We start from the raw sequence: 18,986 nt of genomic DNA, 5'->3' as shown, positions 1-18,986 counted from the left end.
GGCGTAGACGGGGACGTCGATGGGAGCGCCGATGGAGGCGTCGATGAGAGCTCGCGTATCGGAGCGGGGCAGGCGTTGGCCGGCTTCGCCCCGGCCCTGCTAGACGGAGGAAAACCTGTGATGGATATGAGCATCCCGCACTGCGTCCGGGCGCCCGAGCCACTCGAAGGCGCGCCCGGCGCGGTGGGTGGCGCGGCGACCGGCGCAGTGACCGGTGAAGAGGCCGCCGCCGTCGTGCTGCGCGAGATCCTGGTGACGAACTACGACCGGCTGCACCGGCGCCTGATGCGCCAGTTCGGCTGCCGCGACACGGCCAGCGACAGCCTGCAGGAAGCCTGGCTGCGGCTGGGGAGCGCCACCGTGTCGGATGCGGTGCGCTGCGCCGAGGCCTATGTGTACCGCGTCGCCTGCAACGTGGCCACGGACCAGCTGCGCGACCGCAATCTGTGGCCCTCCCTGGTGGATCCGGACCTGGTGTTCGAGCACCTGGCCGACCGCGGGCCGGGGCCGGACGCGGTGGCCGAGGCGCGTTCCGACCTGGCGGCGCTGGACCGGGCCCTGCAGCAGGTGCCGGGACGCCATCGGCGCGTCCTGGTGGGCCTGCGCCTGGAGGAGCTGACGCGCGAGGAGGTGGCGGCGCGCGATGGCATCTCGCTGCGCAACGTGGATACCGCGCTGCGCCAGGCACTGGACCACTGCGCGGCGCTGACCGGCCGGCGCGCCGTCGGCGGCGTCAGTGCGCCACGGCGTACCCTGGCACGGGCCGGGGGGGCGGGCAGTGTGCCCGCGCCGGCAGAGAAACCGGTGCGCCGGCACGCGCCCAAGGCGCGCTCGGAAGCGGTGCCGGCGCTCTGGAGCGGGCTGTGAAACACGCTCCGACGCGCGGGTCGAGCCGGACCGCCTCGGCCGCGAGGTAGCCCGGCGCCGCCGGGATCCGCGCCGAGCCCAGCGGAATGCCGTAGGGCCTGTCCGGGTGGGGGTACACCCTGTCACAACGCTGACATGTGACCGGGGCAGCATGGGCGCGACTTGTGCTCTCCGTTCCCGATGCGGTCCGATCCCGCATCGCGCGTGACCCGATGCATGGCCACAGCCCTCCTTCCACGACCGCGCCGCGTCCGCTATGGCGGCCGCTGCCTGTGCATCGGCTGGGTACTGGCGCTGCTCTGCCATCTGGCGTTGGCGGCGCAAGGCATGCTTGAGGCCGTGGCGCCGGAGACCGGCGCGACCTTGCGCTTCGACATCGGCCGCCTTCCCATGCGCCAGGCACTGGAGCAGTACCTGCGGACCAGCGGCCACTCGCTGCTCTACGACGATGCCATCACCGCCGGCAAGCAGGCCGGACCGCTGCGAGGCGAGTTCACGCCCGAGGCCGCCTTGCGCACGCTGCTGGCGGGAAGCGGCATCGTCGCCAGCAGCACGGCGCCGGCGGCGTGGGTCCTGCTCGATGGGCGTGCAGCGGCAGCGGCCACCGCAGGCACCGGGGCAGGGATGCCTGCCGCCGCGGAGAGCGGGGCGCAAGCGAGCGGGGCCACTGCCTACTACGCGGTCCTGCAGGTCCGCATCGGGCAGGCATTGTGCGGGGATCCCGTGACGATGCCGGGCAGCTATCGCCTGGCGCTGCGCCTCTGGATCGGCGCGGACCAGGCCATCGAGCGCGTGCTGCTGCATCCGAGCGGCAATGCCGTCCGGGATCAGCGTGTGCAGCGCCGGCTGCAGGGCCTGCAGATGCCCGTGCCGGTCCCGCCCGGGATGGTCCAGCCCATGACCCTGGTCATCCTGCCCAGGGCGCCCGCGCTGAGCGGCGATTGCGCGGCCGCCCGCCTCGCGCCGGCCGGCAGGGTGGAGGCCGCATGAACCAGCCCGCCGACCTGGTCCGCTTCCTGCTGGATCACTACGAACTCATCAAGCGCCGCGTCAGCTTCCGGGTGGGTTCGCGGGAACTGGCCGAGGAGGTGATGCAGGACACCTACCTGCGGCTCCAGGCGCGCGGCACGGCAGCCCCGGTGCGGGATCCTTCCGGCTTCCTGCTGCGCACCGCGCTCAACCTGGCCATCGACCGCATCCGCTCGGACCGCCGCCTGCTGACGGGGGAGGAAGTGGAGTACCTGATCGACCAGGAGGTGGCGGCCGTCGATCCGGCCGAGGAGGCGCTGGGGCGGATCGAGCTGGAAGCGCTGGCGCGCGCGCTGGACCGGCTGCCCGCGCTGCGCCGCGAGCTCTTCGTGGCGTCGCGCGTCGACGGCATACCGCAGAAGGAACTGGCCCGCCGCTACGGCATTTCGCTGCGCAAGGTGGAGCTGGAGATCCACCTCGCGCATGAGACACTGGCGCGGCAGATCGAGCGATACCCGGATCCGGCGTGAGGGCTCCCCAGGAAAACACCGATGCGGCTGCCGCCGCCCCGGGCCGTCTGATGAAGCAGGTGGCCGGCGTTTCCGCCTGTCCTGCCATGGCCGCCGCCATGGCGATGCGCGGGCGCCGCCGCGCAGGAAAGTAATGAAGACCGAATAGGGTGGGCATGCAAGCAGACAAGGCCGAGGACGACGCCGCCGCGCTCGATGCGCAGGCCAGGGCGTGGCTGCGCCGGCTCCGCAGCGGCGCCGCGACGGAGCGGGATGCGCGCGAGTTCAAGGCGTGGTGCGCACGCAGTCCGGCGCACCGGCGGACGCTGGCGCGTGCCGAGCAGGCGTGGCGGGCCATCGGGCAGGCGCAGGCCTGCTACGAGGAGATGTTCCCGGAGCGCCGCGGCCAGGCCGCGGCCCTGCTGCGGCGCCAGGCACCGGTGGAATCCCGGCGGCGCTTCCTGCGGGGCGCCGCCGTGGCCGGCGCCGCCGCCGCGCTGGCGGCCGTGACGCTGCGGCCGCCGCTGCATCTGTGGCCCTCGCTGCAGGACATGGCCGCCGACCACCGCACCGCGACGGGCGAGCAGGCACGCCTGGCCCTGGCCGGCAACCTCGAATTGCTGCTCAACACGCAGACCAGCATCGATATCGCGCGCGGTGCCGGCCCGGCCGGCGGTGACCGCATCCTGCTGATCGATGGGGAGGTCGCGCTGCGCCGCCAGCCGGGCGCCGGCCAGGTGGAGATCGTCGCCGGTGGCGGACGCATCGTGCCCGGCGATGGCGCCGTCGAGGTCCGCCGTGCCGGCACGCGCTACTGCGTGACCTGTACCGCCGGCGAGGCACGGCTGGCGCATGCCAGCGGCACGATGGCGCTGCGCCAGCGCGAGCGTGTCTGGTACGACCGGCAGGGTGTCGGGCCTGCCGGCGCGGTCGACCTCGAAGTCGCCAGCGCCTGGCAGCACGGCCAGCTGCTGTTCCGCGCCGTGCCCCTGCGCGAAGCGGTGGACGAGATCAATCGCTATCGCCGCGGCCGCGTGATGGTGTCGAACCAGGAACTGGCGTCGCGGCGGCTCAGCGGCCAGTTCCGCATCGCCGACCTGGATGAGGCGATCCGCCAGATCCAGCAGATCTATCATGCGCAGGTGACGCGATTGCCCGGAGGGTTCGTGATTCTGGGATGACGGCGCCTGCCGTGATCCGGAGTGCCGGGGTTGCCGGGGTTACAAAAAAGATTGCGGTTGGCCGCCGCTGGTCCGTCTTGTTCACATCGCCTGCTCGACCATCGCCGATGGCCGGCAGCACAAGACCGATCCGGACGTATCCAGGAACCCCGCCATGACGCCTCGCACGCTTCCTTCCCACGCCACGCCGCGCAGCCAAGCAGGCGCCCGGGCCATCGCCGCCGGGCCGTCGCCACGGCGTCCGGCGGTGCGTCCGATCGCACGTTCGATCGCGCTCCCGATCGCGCTCCCGATCGCGGTCCCGATCGCGCTCCCGAACGCGCTCCCGCTCGCACGGGCGGTGGCACTGGCGCTGGTGGCGGGCGGCGCGGCCGGCAGTGTCCACGCCCAGCAAGCGTTCAGCCAGGCATGGTTCGCGGCCAAGGGCGCCGTGCAAGGCAACGTGGCCGCCACGGGCCGGCTGCCCAACGGCATGCTGGCCGGCACGCCGGACGGGCCGCAGCAGCAGTCGCAGGCGGCGCGCCAGCAACTGCAGCGCTCCATCGACAACCTGAACCTGGCGGCGCAGGCCATCGCGGCCCAGCAGGCGATGCAGCAGGCCGCCCGCGATGCCGCGCAGGCCGCCGGCTCCCCGGTGCCGGATGGCCTGGCCGAAGGCGGCCTGAAGGTCGATACCAACAGCCTGACGCGCGGCTGGATCCACGCCAACGCGCCGGCGCAGACGGTGGCCGACGGCAAGACCACGGTCACCATCGAGCAGACCCAGGCCAAGGCCATCCTGAACTGGGAGACCTTCAACGTCGGCAAGAACACCACGGTGGACTTCAAGCAGCAGGCCGACTGGGCGGCGCTGAACCGCGTCAACGATCCGCAGGCGCGGCCGAGCCAGATCCAGGGCAGGATCCGGGGCGACGGCACCGTGCTGATCGTCAACCGCAACGGCATCCTCTTCGGCGGCGGCAGCCAGGTGGACACGCGCAACCTGGTCGCGGCCGCGGCGAAGATCAGCGATGGCCAGTTCACCGGCAATGGCCTGTATGGCGCCAACGGGACGCCGACCTTCACCGACGCGCTGGGCGCGGTGCAGGTGGAGCAGGGGAGCCGGATCACCACGCGCGAGCCGGATGCCGTGACCACCGGCGGCGGCTATGTGCTGCTGCTGGGCAAGACGGTGCACAACGCGGGCGAGATCACGGCGCGGAAGGGACAGGCCCTGCTGGCGGCCGGCGACAGCTTCGTTATCCGCAAGGGCGTCGGCACCGAGGGCAATACCGCTTCCACCACGCGCGGGAACGAGGTGGCGCCGCTGTTCGCGGCGGACAGCGGCGCGGGCGCGGTCGGCAACAGCGGCCTGATCCTGGCGCGCGAGGGGGACATCACGCTGGCCGGACGCGACGTGCGCCAGCAGGGCGTGGCCATCGCCACCACCACGGTCAACACGCGCGGCACCATCCACCTGCTGAACTCGGCCGCCGATGCCGCCGGGCGCGTGACCCTGGGCAACGGCGCCACCACGGCGGTCCTGGTCGAGGACGATGGCAGGACGACGGCACTCGATACCCAGCGCGATGCGCTCATCAAGGAGTCGCTGGCGCAGGACAGGATCCGCGCGCAGGCCGCCCAGGGAACCTTCGACAACTATGCGAGGCTTGCCGACCGGCGCGACCAGTCGCGCGTGGAGATCGTCGCCGGCGGCAGCATCGTGTTCGAGGGCGGCAGCCTGACGCTGGCCACCGGCGGGCAGATCGCGGCCAGCGCGGCCGGGCGCAGCTTCCTGGCCGACAAGGCGCAGCTGGACGTGTCCGGCGCGGTCGGCGTCAGCGTGGCCATGGAGGCCAACAATGTGCTGGTCAACGTGCAGGGCAACGAACTGCGCGACTCGCCGCTCAATCGCGACAGCGGCAAGCTGGCCAACAACAATGTGTGGATCGACCGGCGCAGGCTGGTCTATGTCCCCGCCGGCACGGGCAGCTACCAGAACGAGCGCTGGTACACGGCGGGCGGCCTGCTGGAGGTCGGCGGCTACCTGGGCAAGCAGGGCCACCGTATCGGCGAATGGGCCGCCCAGGGTGGCACGGTGACGCTGGGCGGCGCGGAAGTGGTGACGCAGCCGGGCTCCAGCGTGAACCTGGCCGGCGGGACGCTGGACGTCGCCACCGGCTATCTCCGCAATACCTGGCTCAAGGGCAGCGACGGGCGCCTGTACACGGTCGAGAATGCTCCCGCGGGCATGGTCTTCTCCGGCGTGTACAAGGGCTTCGAGACGGAACACGCGCGCTGGGGCAGCACGGCCAGCGAGGCCTTCTACAATCCGCTGATCGCGCCGCAGCAGCGCCTCGAGAACGGCTACAGCGCGGGGCGCGATGCGGGCAGCCTGATCGTCAGCGCGCCCACCGCCATCGTCGATGGGGATGTGATCGCGCTGGCGTTCGATGGCGCGCAGCAGACGCGGCGCCGCAATGCGTCCGCCGACGGCTACAAGCAGGCGCAGACCGCCGTGGCCCAGCGCGGCGGCCTGGTCTTCGGCAACTTCAACGCGCTGGGCCTGGCGGGCGGCCACGCGACCGACGTGCGGATCGCGGCCGGCCAGCAGGGGCCGGCGCTCGAACCCGGCGGGGCGATCGCCGCGGACCGCCTCAACACCACCTGGCTCGACGGGCAGCGCCTGTCCGGCTACGGGCTGGGGCGCCTGGAGATCAATACCAGCAAGCCGGCCGTGGTCGAGGCCGAGGTGAGGCTGGCCGACGGCGGCCGCTTCAGCCTGACGGCACCGCGCAGCGAGATCGGCGCCGCCATCGTCGCGCACAGCGGCGAGATCGTGCTCACCAACGTCTACCAGACCCAGGGCGGCTCCCTGGCCGGCAGCCAGGGCTCGATCACGCTGCGCAGCGGCGCGGTGCTCGATGCCAGCGGAACCTGGACCAATGCCGTCAAGGACCCGCGCAGGCTCGCCGGCCTGGCCTATATCGATGGCGGCTCGGTGACGCTGCGCAGCACGCAGGACGTCGTGCTGGAGGCGGGCTCCCTGCTCGATGTCTCGTCCGGCGCCGCGCTGCGCAGCGGCGGCTCGCTCGCCGGCGGCCGCGGCGGCAATGTGGCGCTGGTCGCGGACTACGCCATCCCGGGGGCCAGCGACGGCACCGGCACGGTCTCGCTTGGCGGCACCATCCGCGGCTACGGGGTGCTCGGCGGCGGCAAGCTGACCGTCGAGGGCGGGCCGGCGATCGTGCTCGGCGGCAGGCTGCTGGCCAAGGAGGGAGAACTGGGCGCAGGGGAGCGCGTCGGGGTCGACCTCGTGGCCGACGCCGCCTTCACCGTCAGGGCCGGCGAGATCCTGCCCGCCGACTACCACTACACCCGCACCGTCGCGCTCGCCGGCGAGCGCGTGGCCGGCGTGCCGGCCTTCTCCAGCGAGGCACCGGTCGTGCTCGGGGCCGACTGGACGCTGCCGCCGGCGCAGCACGTTGCCTACACGCTGATGGTGGACAGCGTGCCGATCGAGGTCACGCCTTTCACCCAGCTCACGCTGCGCGCGGGCCAACGCATCACCGGCATCGCCAATCCGGGCGAGTTCCCGCCCGGCTACGTCGTGCCGGCCGGTGTCTTCGCCGGCGGCATCCCGATCCAGCCGGCAGCGGCGGTGCTGCGCGCCGGCGACACTGCGGCGGCGGCGGTCACCTTCGATGCCGGCACGCACATCCTCGCCGGCATGAGCCTGGCCCGCCCGGTCAAGGTCAGGCCGCTGCAGCACCTCGATGCGGGCCTCACGGGGCTGGGCTTCTCCAGCTATGTGATCGACGGCCACCAGGGCCTGGCCGTCGCGGACGGCGCGCGCATCGCCGCGACGGTGCCGGTGCTGCGCCCTGGCGCGAACGCGCCCGAGCTGGCCACCGGCGCCGATGCGGCCATGGCCCTGGAGATATGGACACCGCCGCTTCATCGCGAGGATCCGCTCGCGGGCAGGCTGACCCAGCGGGCCGGCGCGGATCTCACGCTCGATGCCAACGCGGCGCGGACACGGCCCGGTGGCGGCGTATCCATCGGCACCGGCGCGGAGATCCTGGTGGACCCGGGCCATGCCATCGCGCTCCATGCGCTCGGCCCGATCCACGTGGACGGCAGGCTGGCCGCGCCGGGCGGCACCATCGACGTCATCCAGGTGAACACTGCCTCCAACGGCGGGGCGAGCGCCGATCCGCAGGGCGGCCGGCGCGTCATCGAGATCGGCGGGCATGCCGTGCTCGACGCGGCGGGGCGCGCCTTCACCGCACTCGACCAGGCGGGCCGGCGCTACGGCATCGCCCAGGACGGCGGCAGCATCACCATCGGCGCGCCGACGCTGCTGGAGAGTGCGGGCGGCGTCGCCCAGGCCGCCGACGCCTTCGTCGTGGTGCGGGCCGGCGCCCTGCTGGAGGCGAGCGGCGCCAGCACCACCATCGACCAGCGCCAGCCGGGCGGAACCGGCGGCGCCAGCGCGCCGCTGGCGCTGGCGGGCAACGGCGGCACCATCGCGCTCCATTCCTTCCAGGGGCTCTATCTCGACGGCACCCTGCGCGCGGCCGCCGGCGGCTCCGGCGCCCTGGGCGGTGCCTTGATCCTCACGCTGCAGACACCCCGCTACGGCGTGATCTCGAGCGACCCGAGCGTGCCGGACGAACTGCGCTATTTCCGCGAGCTGACGATCGGCCAGCGCGCGCAGCCGAGCGGCGCCGCCGACGGGCTGCGCGCCGGCCGCGCCCGCATCAGCGCGGAGCAGATCCAGGCGGGCGGCTTCGACAGCTTCACCGCCTACGCGGACCTCGTGCGCTTCGACGGCAGCGTCGACCTCGCGCTCGGGCGCGCGCTGACGCTCTACCACGGCGGGCTGCTGAGCGATGGCTCCGGCATGCACGTGCACCTCGCCGCGCCCTACGTGAACTTCCGCGCGGCGCCCTTCCTGTCGCTCGAAGGCGACCCGGTCTATCCGAAGGCCTATACGCCGACCATGACCGTGTCGGCGCTGCCGACCCGGGCCAGCTTTTCCGTCGATGCCGACCTGATCGACCTCGGCAAGCTCACCCTGCACGGCGTGGCCGGATCGATCCGCCTGGTTTCCGGCACCCGCGCCTACGATGCGCCCGGCTTCGATACCGCCGTGCTCACCAGCCGGGGCGACATCCGCCTGGGCGGCGGCGTGACCGGCACCCGCCTGCTGGAGCTCGATGCCGCCCAGCTCTACCCCTATGGCAGCGCCATCGGCCGCATCCCCAACTTCGCCGACTGGGCCACCATCAAGGCCACCGAACGCGTGCGCATCGGCCGTACCACCGACACCGTGCCGGAAATGCCCTATTCCCTGTTCGGCGGCGTGCGCATCTGGTCGCCGGCGATCGAGCAGGGCGGCATCCTGCGCGCGCCGATGGGGGCGATCCAGTTCGGCGAAGCCAGCAACGGCATCGGCAACAACTACGACCGCGCGGTGGTGGCCGATACCGTGACCCTGCTGCCAGGCAGCATCACCTCGGTCAGCGCCAGGCACCTGTCCATGCCCTACGGCGGCACGGTCGACGGCCTGGTCTTCAGCAACGACGGCAACCGCGTCACCCAGGCCGTGATCAGTGAAGCGCGGGTGGTGCTGTCGGGCCGCGCCAACGATGTCCAGGCGGGGGCGGTGATCGACCTGTCCGGCGGCGGCGACCTGCCGGGCTCGGCTTTCATCAGCGGGCGCGGCGGCTCGGTCGACGTGCTGGCGACCGCGCTCGCCGATGCGGGGCCGGGCCATGGCTACAGCCGTGCCGGCAGCCCGGTCTACGCGCTGGTCCCCGGGGCGCAGCCGTTCGCCGCGCCGGTGGGCGGCGGCGCGGGGGCACTGCCCGCGACCGGCCAGCAGGTCACGATCCCGGACGGGGTGCCCGGGCTGCCCGGCGGCACCTATACGCTGATGCCGGCGCGCTATGCGCTGATGCCCGGCGCGTACCGCGTCGAAGTGGGCGGCCATGTCGGCCCCGCGGCGCAGCGGACGGTTGACGCCGGCAATGGCAGCTGGATCGTGCAGGGCCGCCTGGGCGTGGCCGGCACCGGCCGCAGCGATGCGCTGGCGACGCAGCTCATCGTCACGCCCGGCAAGACGGTGCGGCGCTATGCCCAGTACGACGAGACCGGCCTGCAGGCCTTCCTGATGGCCGATGCGGCGCGTTCCGGCGCCGCGATCCCCTACCTGCTGCGGGACGCCAAGTCGCTCGAGGTCCGCTTCCCCGAACTGGGCAGCGCGCCCAGCGACAAGCCGGCCCTGACCTTCGCCGGCAGCGCCGATTTCACGCCCGCCGAAGGCGGCCAGGGCGGCACCTTCACCGCGCGCTTCGGCGAGCGCGCCACCAGCAAGATCGAGGTCGTCCATGCCGGCCAGGCCGGCACGGCGGGCTACCTGACCCTGGTCGACAGCACGCTCGACGGCATCGGCGCGGCGCGCCTGCTGATCGGCGGCTACGCCAGGTACGCCGGCGATTCCAGCATGGTGATCACGGCCGGTGCGCGCGAGCTGGTGGTGCGCCCGGGGGCCGTGCTGTCCGCGCCGGAAGTGATGCTGGTGGCGAGCCACGGCGGCATCACGGTCGAGGATGGCGCGGTGCTGAGCAGCATCGGCAAGGGACGTGCAACGCCCTACTCGGCCGGGGCGGGCTATATCACGGCCCTGGAAAACGACGACCTGTTCCAGACCAACCTGGTATCGGTGTCCAACGGGCTGCTGAACGTGTCGGTGACGGCCGGCAACGGCGCCGGGCCCGGCATCCGCATCGGCGCGGCGGAACTCTATGCCGAAGGCGCGCTGACGCTGGCGACCGGCGCGCGGGGCGCGCTGGTGCTGGATCCCGCTGCGCGCTATGGCGCCAGGTACCTGAACCTCGGGCTGGCCAACATCAATATCGGCGAGACCTCGGCGCTCGACGCGGCACGGGCCGCCGGCGTGCTGCCGGGCGGGCTCAGCCTCTCCCAAGCGGTGCTGGACGGCCTGCTCCAGGGCAACCGGGGCGCCGGCATCCCCAAGCTGGAAACGCTGATCCTCTCGGCCGGCCAGTCGATCAACTTCTTCGGCCCGGCGGGCATCGACACCATCGATCCCGTCACCGACAAGTCGAGCCTGGCGGAGCTGGTGTTCAACACGCCGGCGATCTATGGCTCGGGCGCGAGCGGCGATAAGGCTTCCGTCACCACGGGCACCCTGATCTGGAACGGGGTCCGGACCGGCGCGGGCAACGCCGGCGCCAGTGCCGCGGCTCCCGCGGTGGTGCCCGGAGGTGCGGGCACCGGCAGCGGCACGCTGACCATCGCGGCGGACCGCATCGAATTCGGCTATGTGCCGTTCAGCAAGCCCGACACGCAGCTGACCCTGGATCGCACCACGCTGGGCTTCGCCACGGTGAACCTGCTGGCGCAGGACCGCATCACCGCCAACCAGCGCAACACCTTGTCGGTCTACCAGTCGCGCGCGGCGGATGGAAGCTATCACGGTGGCGATCTCAATCTCGTCACCCCGCTGCTCACCGGGGAGGGTGCCTCGATCAACCGCATCCAGGCCGGCGGTGCGCTCGCGCTGGTGGCCCCGCAGGGCGCGGCGGCCCCGCATACCGATGTCACCGGCGCCGAGATCGGGCTGCAGGGCGGCAGTGTGCGGATCGCCGGCACCATCGCCCTGCCCAGCGGCAAGCTGACGCTCACGGCGGACCAGGACCTGATCCTGGCGGATGGCGCACGCATCGACCTGGCCGGGCGCGCGCTCAAGATGATCGACGTCACCAAGTACAGCTGGGGCGGCGACCTCGTCCTGGCCAGCGCGCACGGCGATATCCGGCAGCAGGCCGGGGCGGTCATCGACCTCTCCGCCGTCAACAACAGCGGCGGCAGCCTGTCGGCCAGCGCGCTCGATGCCGGCCAGGGCACCATCGAGCTGGCCGGAGCCATCCTCGGCCAGGTCAGCGGTGAACGCGACATGGGCGGAACGAGGATGCCCTATGCGGGCGCGGCGGTGGACCTGCGCGCCCAGAGCATCGCCGGTTTCGCCGCGCTCAACGAGATGCTGAACCGGGGCGGCGTGTTCGGCGGCCGCGACTTCCAGCTCAAGCGCGGCGACCTCGCGGTGGGCAGCGAGGTGAAGGCGAACCGCGTCGCGCTGTCGGTGGACGGCGGCAGCCTCGCTGTCAACGGACGCATCGATGCCAGCGGCGCGCAGGCGGGGACGATCCGGCTCAGCGCGCGCGACGGCCTGGTGCTCGGGGCCGGTGCGGTGCTGGACGCCCATGGCACCAGGCTGCGCGTCGACAGCCGTGGCCAGCCCATCGATGCGAGCAATCGCGCCACCGTCGAGCTCACCGCCAGCGGCGGGCGGCTGGCGCTCGCCCCGGGTGCCGCCATCGACGTGCGCTCGGCCGACGGGGTGGCGCGCGGCATGGTGACCTTCAATGCGCCGCGCCTGAGCGAGAGCGGCGGCGACATCGCTATCGACGTCGCCGGCCCGGTCGCCATCGACGGCGCCAGGAGCCTCGCGGTCAACGGCTTCTGGCGCTATACCGACGCGCCCGCCGGCACCCCGGGCAGCGACGGCAGGCCGGTGCAACGGATCACCCAGGCCTATCTCGATGCCATCCATGAGCGGAGCACGGTATTCGAGAACGCGGCGCTGGCCAACCCGGCCCTGCAGGCGCGCCTGGCCGGCCTGAAAGCCTACGGCGCGGCCTATCATCTGCGCCCCGGGGTCGAGATCGCCAGTGCCACGCCCGATGGCAACCTGCTGGTGGACGGCGACCTGGACCTGTCGGGCTATCGCTACGGCCCCACGGCGAATCCCGCCGTGCGCGGCTCGGGCGAGCCCGGGATGCTGGTGATCCGTGCGGGCGGCGACCTGGTCGTCAAGGGCAGTATCAACGACGGCTTCGCGCCGCCCCCGGCCACGCCGGACGACTATGGCTGGCGCATCGCGACGACCGTCAAGATCGGCGATCCGCTGCCGCAGGCCATCAACAGCTCCGATCCGTGGCAGTTCGAGAGCAGCTACCAGGTCCCCGCGGACTGCTGGGATTGCCTCGTCTTCACCACCGATGGCGGCGCGTATTTCAACGGCGACACCGTCCCGGCGGGTGCCAGCACGACGCTGCTGATGCTGCCGCAGGGGATTCCCAGCCCCTTTGCCTTCTCGTCGACCACGCCGCGGCCGGAGCCGGGCCGGGTGTGGGCGGTGTCGCCCATGCTGCCCGCCGGGTCGCAGTCCTGGTCGATGCGGCTGGCGGCCGGCGCGGATCTTCTCGCCGCCGACAGCCGCCGCACCGGCGCGGCCCGGAAGGGGGACCTGGTGCTCGACGACGAGCATTTCACCGGCATCGACCAGACCCTGAAGGCCATCAGCGTGGTGCGCACGGGCACCGGCGACCTGGATCTGCTGGCTGGCGGCAGCGTGGCCATGAAGTCGCTGTACGGTGTCTACACCGCCGGCACCCAATCCGCCCCGATCCTGGCCGCCGATGGGTCCAATCCCTACAACCAGCCGCGCGGCGTCCCGCGCGGCGCCTCCGGGGTGCTAGGCAGCGCCGGCGCGGCCTACGAGTCCCTGGTGAGCGGGGCGGGCAGCCCCTACCAGGCCTGGTATCCGGAGGCGGGCGGGAACCTCTACATCGCCGCGCAGGGCGATGTGACCGGCTACGGCGTGGCGGGCGCCAACACCTCCGCCATGCCCGGCAACTGGTTGTGGCGGCAGGGCGGGGCCGCCTATGGCCTGCCCACTGCCTGGTGGGTCAATTTCGGCACCTACGCGCTGCCGATCAACTCCGGCGACGTGGCCAGCAATGCGCCCCAGATGGTCGGCTTCACGGGCTTCGGCGCGCTGGGCGGCGGCAATGTCGCCATCCGCGCCGGCGGCGATGCCGGCATGATCGTCGATCCGGGTTCGTCGGTCGCCTACGCCAGCCAGGGCCTGACCATCGCGGTCGGCGGCAGCGGGCGGGTGGCGCCGGACGGACGCCTGGTGCAGACCGGCGGCGGTGACCTCGCGCTCAGTGTCGGCGGGGCGCTCAACCCGATGAGTTCCTACCGCAAGCCGAGCATCTTCACGGGCCGCGAAGGCGTGATCACCGCTGTGCGGGGCGCGATCGACGTGCAGGCCGGGTCGATCGGCCGGATCGACCTCGGCTATGGCGTGTGGAACTATGCCCTGCCGGGCGATCCCCGCGCCTTCTCCAGCAACGAACCGAACCAGGGGCTGCCCTTCGGCGGCCCCTACCTCACGCTCGGCGACGGCACCGCCACGCTGCGCTCGCGCGGCGACCTGGTGCTCAGCGGCGCCGACGACGCCGGCCGCACCCTGCAGCAGAACACGACCCCATACAGCCTGGTGGCCGATGGCGTGCGCACCGATTTCGCCGGTGGCGGCTATAGCTGGTTCTCCCTGTGGACCGGCCGCACGGCGGTGGACCTGTTCGCCGCAGGCGGCAACCTGACGCCGGTGCTGCTCGGCGAGCGGGCCAGGCGTGAGTATCCCGCCACGCTGCGCGCCACGGCCGCGCAGGGCAGCATCTACTACGGCGCCCCGCGCGACACCATCAACCCGGTCGTCACGTCGCTGATCCTGGCGCCTTCGGCGACCGGCGAGCTGGAACTGCTGGCGCGGGACTCGATCTATGCGCTGCGCTCGGCCGTCGACATGTCGGGCGCCGACCCGGCCGCGATCGCCACGCCGGCCAATCCCGCCTTCCTCGGCATGGGCCTGCAACTGCCGGTAGGCAACCTCAGCGCCGACAGCGAGAGCCGGGCGAGCCCGCTGGGCCTGTTCACCTTCGGCCCCAACACCGTGCAGGGCGACCTCCACGCCGGCGACGGCTCGCCGCAGCGTTTCTACGCGGTGGAGGGCGATATCATCGGCCTGCGCACCGGCGAACTGCTCGACCACACCAGCGGCGGCACCTCGGTGTCCCGCTACCAGCTCGACAAGTGGCATGTTGCCGCCAAGCCGGTGCGGATCATTGCCGGGCGCGACATCATCGGCTCAGGCGAGCCGGCCATGTTTCTCTCGCCGACCGGCCAGCCCGTCTTCCCGACCAGTGCCAGCTACGGTTCGCCGTCCCAGGGCAACCTGATCTACCACGCCAACGCGACCGACGTCTCCGTGGTGCGCGCGGGGCGCGACATCCAGCTGTCCAATTTCCAGGTCGCGGGACCCGGCACGCTCGATATCTCGGCGGGCCGCAATCTCTACCAGGCGGACAAGGCCTCCGTCACCTCGATCGGCCCGCTTGCCGGCGGCGACACACGGCCGGGCGCTTCGATCGCCCTCGCGGCAGGCGCCGGCGCCAACGGGCCGGACTATGGCGCCATCGCCAGGCGCTATCTCGATCCCGCCAACCTGGCCGATCCCGGCGCGCCCCTGGCCGACCAGCCGGGCAAGGTGGCCAAGACCTACCTGGGCGAACTCGGCGCCTGGCTGAAGGCGCGCTACGGCTACGACGCCGGCGGCGAACGGGCGCTGGCCTATTTCAACGGCCTGGCGCCCGAGCAGCAGGCGATCTTCCTGCGGCAGGTCTACTTCGACGAACTGAAGGCGGGCGGACGCGAATACAACGATCCCGCCAGCCGCCGCTACCAGAGCTACCTGCGTGGCCGCAATATGATCGCCACCTTGTTCCCCGACCAGGATGCCCGGGGCCAGGCCATCGAGCGCGCCGGCAGCATCACGCTGTTCGGCGGCTCCGGCGTCCGCACGGACTTCGGCGGCGGCATCGACATGCTGGCGCCGGGCGGACAGATCGTGGTGGGGGTGCAGGGCGAGGTGCCGCCCGCGAGCGCGGGGGTGATGACGCAGGGGAACGGCGACATCCGCCTGTTCAGCCGGGGCTCGATCCTGCTCGGCCTGTCGCGCATCATGACCACCTACGGCGGTGGCATCCTGGCCTGGTCGGCCGCGGGCGATATCAACGCCGGGCGCGGCAGCAAGACCACCGTGGTCTACACGCCGCCCAGGCGCGTCTACGATGACCTCGGCGACGTCAAGCTGTCCCCGCAGGTGCCGAGCACCGGCGCAGGCATCGCCACGCTGGCGCCTATCCCCGAGGTGCCGCCCGGCGATCTCGACCTGCTGGCGCCGCTGGGCACGATCGACGCGGGGGAGGCGGGCATCCGTTTCTCGGGCAGCGCCAACTTCGCCGCGCTGCAGATCGTCAATGCCGCCAACATCGTCGGCAACGGCAAGGCGACGGGCCTGCCGGTGATCGCCGCGGTCAATGTGTCGGCCTTGGCCAATGCCGGCGCGGTCGCCGGCAGCGCGGCCAGCGCCGCGCAGGACGCTGTGCAGCGCGAGCGCGCGGCGGCGCGCCAGGCCATGCCATCGGTCTTCACGGTGCGGATGCTGGGCACCGGCGGAGAAGCCCAGCCCGGCAGCGGGCAGGCAGATCCCCAGGCGGGCAAGCCCATGACCTATCGCCCCGGCAGCGCGGTCCAGGTGCTGGGCGATGCCCGCCTGGGCGAGGCCGCCCGCAGCCAGTTGACGGCGGCGGAGCGGCGCTCGCTCGGACTCTAGTCCGGGTCCGGACCCGGCCGGCGCGCGCCGCTGCCCCGCCTTGCCTCCGGGGAAGCGGCGCCTTGCCCGCCGTCCTGGTGCGCCGGTACCGCTGAAATGCTGCTGTCACAGCCGTGTCATGTCGCGTAAGTAACGTTCCCGGCGTTTCGCGAGGGTTTGTCCTTCCCGCTCTCGCGAGGCGTTGGCGATTTCCTTCTCGACATGACAGGCTGCTTGGCGTCGCTCCGTGTGCTTGCGCTGGCGGGTTGCTTGAGCGGCGTGGGCGGCTTGGGCGTTCCGGCGGCCGCGGCGCAGGAGCATGCGCCGTCCTCCGCGGGCGCCGATATCCCGGCGCCGGATGCGGCAACGCCGCCGCTTGCGTTCGACATCCCGGCACAGCCCCTGGCCGACGCGCTCCGGCAGTACGCCCTGCTGACCCGGCAACCGGCCTTGTTCCGCAGCGAGATCGTGGCGGGGCGGGTGTCGTCGCCGGTGCACGGGCCGTATCCGCCCGGCGAGGCACTGCAGCGGCTGCTGGAAGGGACCGGGCTGATCGCCGAGACGGTGGAAGGCAGTACGGGCAAGGCCTTCGTGCTGAAGGCGGCTGGCGCGGCTCCGGCCGGCGGCGGCGCTGGCCTGGGTAACTTGACCGGGTATCCGGGCTTGGTTCAGACGGGTGTCTGGGAGGCGTTGTGCAGCAATCCGCGTACTGCTCCGGGAACATACCGATCCTTGTTGCGCTTCCGGGTGGACGCGGGGGGTGCCTTGCGCGCCGTGCAACTGCTCGGCCCGAGCGGCGACGCGCGGCGCGACGCGGCGATCGTGGCCGCCTTGCAGCGCGTGCAGCTTGGTGCGCCGCCGCCCGCCGACCTGCCGCAGCCCGTGATCATGCTGATCTTGCCCCGCGCGGCCCGCGGACCCGATGCCGGGCCGCGCTGCGCGCCGGCTAGCGGGGCGCCGCCACCATGACCGAGGAAACCCGTCCGGTTCTCGCCGACTACCTGGCCAGGCACTACGGCAGCCTGAAGCGGCGCGTCACGCGCCTGCTGGGCAGCAGCGACCTGGCCGGCGATGCCCTGCACGATGCCTGGGTGCGCTTGAGCGCCGACCCGGCCGAAGCCTCGCCGGTGCGCAGTCCGGGCAGCTATGTGGTGCGGATGGCCGTCAATATCGCGGTGGACGCCCTGCGCCGGGGCAGCCGTTCCCTGCCGCTCGACGAGGTCGAGGCGCTGATCGAGCTCGCCGATCCGCTGCCGGGGCCGGCGCAGACCACCGAGGGACGCTCCGAACTGGCCGCCATGGCGAGGCTGCTGGAGCGCATGCCGCCACGCCGGCGCGAGGTGTTCCTGCTGGTCCACCTGGAGTGCCTGACGCAGGAAGAGGTGGCCAGGCGCCTCGGCTGCTCCAAGCGCACCGTCGAATACGAACTGAAATACGCCCATGACTATCTGGTGGCCCGCATGGAGCGGTGAGCAAAAAAGTTTGCGGAGTGCGCGGCGGCCAATCGTCTTAGCACTGCAAGGACCCGGCGACCGTGCCCGCTGCCGCGCGGCAGGCGCCCGCCAAAGCACTTCGGCATGGCCGATCCCCGTCACACGATGAAGACATCCGCCGACCACCGCACCGCCCCGACCGACACGCTGCGCCAGCAGGCCTGGGTCTGGCTGCGCCTGCTCAAATCCGGCGACGTCAAGCAGTGGGATGCGCAGCGCTTCCAGCACTGGCTCGACGCCAGCCCGGCGCACAAGGCGGCGTTCGCCGACGCCAGGCAGCGCTGGGAAGCCTTCCAGCCGGCCGCGGCGGAACTGCTGCGCAGCAGCCCCAAGGCGGCGCGCTTCCATGCGCAGGCCGCGCAGCGGACGCGATCGCAAGCCGGGCGGCGCGCCTTCCTCGGTGCCGCCGCGGCCGGGGCGGCGGCGGTCGCCGCGGTTGCCCTGGTGCATCCCCCCGGCGGGCTGTGGCCGCCGCTCGACGGCTGGGGAGCGGACTACCGCACGGCCACCGGCGAGCAGCGCTCCGTCACGCTGGCCGGCCGGGTCAACGTCATGCTGAACACCCAGACCCGGATCCGGCGCGAGGCCACGCGCGAGGGCGTGCCGAGCATCGCGCTGCTCGCGGGCGAGGCCGCCATCGACCTGCCGGCCGGCGGGCAGCGCTTCGGCGTCATCGCCGCCGGCGGCCAGAGCGTGGCCGATGGCGGGCGTTTCGAGGTCCGCCACCTGGACGGCAAGGTCTGCGTGACCTGCCTCGAAGGCAAGGTCCGGGTGGCGCATCCGGCCGGCGTGCGCGAGCTGCAGGCCAGCCAGCAGACCGTCTATGACGGCCGCTCGATTGCCGGCATCGCCAGCATCGATCCGCTCAACGTCTCGGCCTGGCGCAGCGGAGAACTGGTGTTCCGGCAGACCAAGCTGAGCCTGGTGCTGGCGGAGATCAACCGCTACCGGCCAGGGCGCGTCGTGCTGGTGAATGACGCGGTACGCGACATGCCGGTGAGCGGCAGCTTCTACATCGCCTCGCTGGACCGGGCCCTGGCCCAGCTGCAGCACAGCTTCGACCTGGAGGCCCGCGCGCTGCCGGGCGGCCTGCTCATCCTGAGCTGAACCTCCCTGCCGTGCATGAGCGCCGGATGATGCGTGACGCGCGTCGCCGGCTTCCTCGCGTCTTTGCGCCGCGTGGGTGTCACGCCCTCGCGCCGTCATGCCTTCATCCCCCATGCCTGCAGTCTGCCTGCAACACGCGTGCCGAAAAATACTTTGCGGACTGCCGTGGTCGTCAATCGTCTTAGCTCGTCAGAAAACTTGCGCAGCGACGGCGTGCGACGCCGCGATGCGCTGGACACCATGAGCGCGGCGGTCCCCCGGGCGGGGCCGCCGGGCCGGCATCGACGCAAAACCTAGGCGAGACCTCAAGATGAGCACACGCGGGCGCAAGTGCGCAGGAACGAAA

The 18,986-nt window shown here is 72.4% G+C and carries 8 protein-coding genes; all 8 read left to right on the top strand.

What is annotated here, in order from left to right; all coding sequences use genetic code 11:
* The first annotated feature begins 120 nt into the window (after positions 1–120).
* The 8 genes from BKK81_RS32400 (at position 121) to BKK81_RS32365 (ending at position 18,640) form a co-directional block, all read left to right on the top strand.
* On the top strand, positions 121–867 hold the full coding sequence (locus BKK81_RS32400) for an RNA polymerase sigma factor (RefSeq protein WP_071021602.1): 747 nt from the start codon (positions 121–123) through the stop codon (positions 865–867).
* 327 nt (positions 868–1,194) lie between these two features.
* Complete coding sequence (locus BKK81_RS32395; RefSeq protein WP_156811520.1) at positions 1,195–1,857, top strand: STN domain-containing protein; 663 nt, start codon at positions 1,195–1,197, stop codon at positions 1,855–1,857.
* Positions 1,854–2,366 (top strand): RNA polymerase sigma factor, encoded by a 513-nt coding sequence (locus tag BKK81_RS32390; RefSeq protein ID WP_071021596.1) that lies wholly within the window; start codon positions 1,854–1,856, stop codon positions 2,364–2,366. Before BKK81_RS32395 ends, BKK81_RS32390 begins: the two co-directional genes overlap by 4 nt.
* Positions 2,367–2,521: 155 nt before the next feature.
* Positions 2,522–3,526: a FecR family protein gene (locus tag BKK81_RS32385; RefSeq protein ID WP_071021594.1), complete on the top strand. Its 1,005-nt coding sequence runs from the start codon at positions 2,522–2,524 to the stop codon at positions 3,524–3,526.
* A gap of 154 nt (positions 3,527–3,680) precedes the next feature.
* The gene (locus BKK81_RS32380) at positions 3,681–16,061 is read left to right on the top strand and encodes a filamentous hemagglutinin family protein (RefSeq protein ID WP_071021591.1); all 12,381 of its coding nucleotides are present in this window, start codon (positions 3,681–3,683) and stop codon (positions 16,059–16,061) included.
* Positions 16,062–16,217: 156 nt separating this feature from the next.
* A complete protein-coding gene (locus tag BKK81_RS32375; protein ID WP_156811519.1) occupies positions 16,218–17,009 on the top strand; it encodes a hypothetical protein in 792 nt (263 codons plus the stop codon).
* The gene (locus BKK81_RS32370) at positions 17,006–17,512 is read left to right on the top strand and encodes an RNA polymerase sigma factor (RefSeq protein WP_071021589.1); all 507 of its coding nucleotides are present in this window, start codon (positions 17,006–17,008) and stop codon (positions 17,510–17,512) included. The genes BKK81_RS32375 and BKK81_RS32370 overlap by 4 nt, the downstream gene beginning before the upstream one ends.
* A gap of 105 nt (positions 17,513–17,617) precedes the next feature.
* Positions 17,618–18,640, top strand: a complete 1,023-nt coding sequence (locus BKK81_RS32365) for a FecR family protein (protein WP_083384666.1) — start codon at positions 17,618–17,620, stop codon at positions 18,638–18,640.
* Positions 18,641–18,986: the final 346 nt, after the last annotated feature.

This window comes from Cupriavidus sp. USMAHM13 (assembly GCF_001854285.1).
GTDB classification, from domain to species: domain Bacteria; phylum Pseudomonadota; class Gammaproteobacteria; order Burkholderiales; family Burkholderiaceae; genus Cupriavidus; species Cupriavidus malaysiensis.
Note: the sequence above shows the minus strand (reverse complement) of the source record. Positions and strands in the feature narration are given on the sequence as shown.